4 protein-coding genes and 1 pseudogene are annotated in these 2879 nt (G+C 65.8%); all 5 read left to right on the forward strand.

Going from position 1 to position 2879, the window contains the following annotated elements:
• Positions 1-53: 53 nt before the first annotated feature.
• A pseudogene (locus VZ95_RS29420) lies at positions 54-209 on the forward strand (glucokinase); the annotation flags it as partial.
• A 112-nt stretch (positions 210-321) separates the two neighbouring features.
• Positions 322-501, forward strand: a complete 180-nt coding sequence (locus tag VZ95_RS28355; protein ID WP_269747128.1) for a glucokinase — start codon at positions 322-324, stop codon at positions 499-501.
• Positions 491-1126, forward strand: coding sequence for a bifunctional 4-hydroxy-2-oxoglutarate aldolase/2-dehydro-3-deoxy-phosphogluconate aldolase (eda, locus tag VZ95_RS17130; protein WP_045776934.1), 636 nt, complete (start codon positions 491-493; stop codon positions 1124-1126). Before VZ95_RS28355 ends, eda begins: the two co-directional genes overlap by 11 nt.
• Before the next feature lie 38 nt (positions 1127-1164).
• A complete protein-coding gene (locus VZ95_RS17135; RefSeq protein ID WP_045776935.1) occupies positions 1165-2049 on the forward strand; it encodes an SIS domain-containing protein in 885 nt (294 codons plus the stop codon).
• A 9-nt stretch (positions 2050-2058) separates the two neighbouring features.
• Positions 2059-2787, forward strand: coding sequence for a response regulator (locus tag VZ95_RS17140; protein ID WP_045776936.1), 729 nt, complete (start codon positions 2059-2061; stop codon positions 2785-2787).
• Positions 2788-2879 lie beyond the last annotated feature (92 nt).

Genomic DNA, 2879 nt, shown 5'->3' on the forward strand with positions numbered 1-2879 from the left:
GCCATTGCGACGCGCCCATCGTCACCCAGGAAGAAGCGGCGGTCGCGGCGGTCTTGCGGGCCGAGCAGGGGGCGGTGACGGCGGAATGTTTCCTCTCCGGGGGCGGCATCGAGCGGCTGTATCGCAGCCTCGCCATTGTGCGCGGCGTGCAGCCCGACCCGCATCGGACCAATGCGGCAATCACGGCGGCGGCGGTCGATGGGTCGGAGCCCTTGGCCGTCGATACGCTGGATATGTTTTGCGCCTTGTTCGGCAGCCTCGCGGGCAATCTCCGCCGTCACCTTCGGCGCGCGCGGCGGCGTGTTTATCGGTGGCGGCATCGTGCCGCGCTTTGCCGATTTCTTTGCCGCCAGCCGGTTCCGCGCCCGCTTCGAGGCGCGCTACCGCATGACCGACTATGCCCATGCCATCCCCACTTATCTTATTCTGGCCGATACCCCCGCCTTGGATGGCGCGGCGGCGTGGCTGAGTGCGCAGCAGGAGAGAGTTCATGGATCGTAATCAAAAAATTCTCGACCTGATGGGCCTTGCGCCGGTCATTCCCGTGCTCGTCATCGACGATGTCGATCAGGCGGTGCCGTTGGCGCAGGCGTTGGTCGCGGGCGGTTTGCGCGTGCTGGAAATCACCCTGCGCACGCCGGTCGCGCTGGAATGCATCGAGCGGATCGGCCAGCAGGTGCCGGGGGTGATCGTCGGCGCGGGCACGGTCAATCGCCCGATCGATGCCGATGCCGCCCGCTCGGTCGGCGCGCAGTTCCTCGTCAGCCCCGGCTCGACGCTCGCTCTGCTCGATGAAATGGATAAGACCGGCCTGCCGTATCTGGCGGGGGCGGCGACGGCCAGCGAAGTGCTGGGGCTGTTGGAGCGGGGCATTACGGCGGTGAAATTCTTCCCGGCGGAACCGGCGGGCGGCGTGGCCTATCTGAAAGCGCTTTCTGGCCCCTTGCCGGATATTCGCTTCTGCCCCACCGGCGGCATCGATCCGGTCAAGGCCAAGCAATATCTCGCGTTGCCGAATGTGCCCTGCGTCGGCGGCTCGTGGTTGGTGCCGAAAGACGCGCTGGCGTCAGGCGATTACGCCCGAATCGAAGCGCTGGCGCGGGAGGCGGCTTCCCTCGCGGCGTAAGCGATGTTACGACAGAATTAGGGGAGGGCCGCGCACGCATGGCTAATATGCTGGATGTCTTGCGCTCGCATCTACCGCGCCTGTCGCGGCAGGAAGCGGCAGTGGCGCAAACGATTCTGAGCGACCCGCAAGCGACGCTGCAAAGCCCGGTTGCGGTCGTGGCGACGCGCGCGGGCGTGAGCCAGCCAACGGTGATCCGCCTGTGCCGCTCGGTTGGGTGCGAAGGCTTCGCCGATTTCAAGCTGAAGCTGGCGCAAAGCCTCGTGCCCGGCGTGCCGTTCGTCACGGCGGCGGTGGAAAGCAGCGACGATACCGCCACCTATGCCGCCAAGATTTTCGATGCGACGGCAACGGCCCTGCACGCGGCGCGCACGGCGCTCGACGTGACCTCGACTAATCGGGCGATTGAAGCGCTGGCGAACGCGCGCCGGATTGTCATTTTCGGGCTCGGCGGTTCGGCCTCCATCGCCCAGGACGCGGAACATAAGCTCGCGCGCTTCGGCATTCCCTGTCAGGCCGTGCTCGACCCGCTGATGCTACGCATTCAACTGGCCGGGATGGGGCCGGACGATGTGCTGCTGACCATCTCCAATACCGGGCGCACCAAGCTTGCCCTGGACGCCGCGCAAAGCGCGCGCGACCAACAGGTGCCGGTGATTGCTGTCACCGCGCCGGGCTCGCCGCTGGCAGCCCTTGCCAATATCACCGTGGCGGTCGAATCGGCAGAAGATACCGATCTGTTCACGCCGATGGCCTCGCGCATTGTTCATCTCGTTCATGTGGACGTGCTGACCACGGGCATCGCGCTAAGGCTCGGGGCCGATAAACAGGATTTGCTGGCGCGGATTAAGACCAATTTGCGCACCACGCGCCTGCCGCTCGCGCGTGAGGCGGTTCACCGCGACCCGCTGCCGCAGCTTTAGGCGCGCGGGATGGAGCGGGCGCGGCACCTGTTGGTCGTCGATGATGACCGCGAGATTCAAGCGCTGCTGCATGATTTTTTAGTGAAGCACGGGTTTCGCGTTTCCACGGCGGGCGATGGCCGCGAGGTGCGCCGCCAGATGGCGCAATGGACCATCGATCTCGTCATTCTCGATCTCATGCTGCCGGGCGAATCGGGGGTGGAGCTTTGCCGCAGCTTACGGGCCGACTCCGATATTCCGATCATCATGCTGACGGCGGTAGCCGAAGAGGCAGAACGGATCATCTGCCTCGAAATCGGCGCCGATGATTACATCGTCAAACCCTTCTCCCCGCGCGAGTTGCTCGCCCGCATTCGGGCCTTGTTTCGGCGCTCGGGGGCAGCGGCGGCCCCGCAAGAACGCGAGGCCCCCAGCGCGGGCGAGATCCATTTTTCCGGCTGGCGGCTCGATACCGGCAAGCGCGAGCTGCGCTCGCCCGATGGCGTGCTGGTGCATCTCTCGTCCGGGGAATATCAACTGCTGACGGCGCTGCTGGAGCGGCCCCAGCGGGTCGTGAGCCGGGACGAGTTGATGGAATTCTACAAGGGCGATGCGCTGTCGCCCTTCGACCGTTCCATCGATATTCAAATCAGCCGCCTGCGCCGCAAGATCGAAGCCAGCTCCCGCGATCCGACGCTGATTAAGACCGTGCGCGGCATCGGCTATCAGTTTACGGCGACGGTCACGCGCCCGGCATGAGCCCGCTGTTGCCGCCCCGCCGCCTGTCGCCCCGGCTGCTGCTGGCGCTGTTGGCGATGATGGCGCTGGTTCTGGTGCTGGCGGTGGCGGTG

It is taken from the genome of Elstera litoralis, from assembly GCF_000963705.1.
Classification (GTDB): domain Bacteria; phylum Pseudomonadota; class Alphaproteobacteria; order Elsterales; family Elsteraceae; genus Elstera; species Elstera litoralis.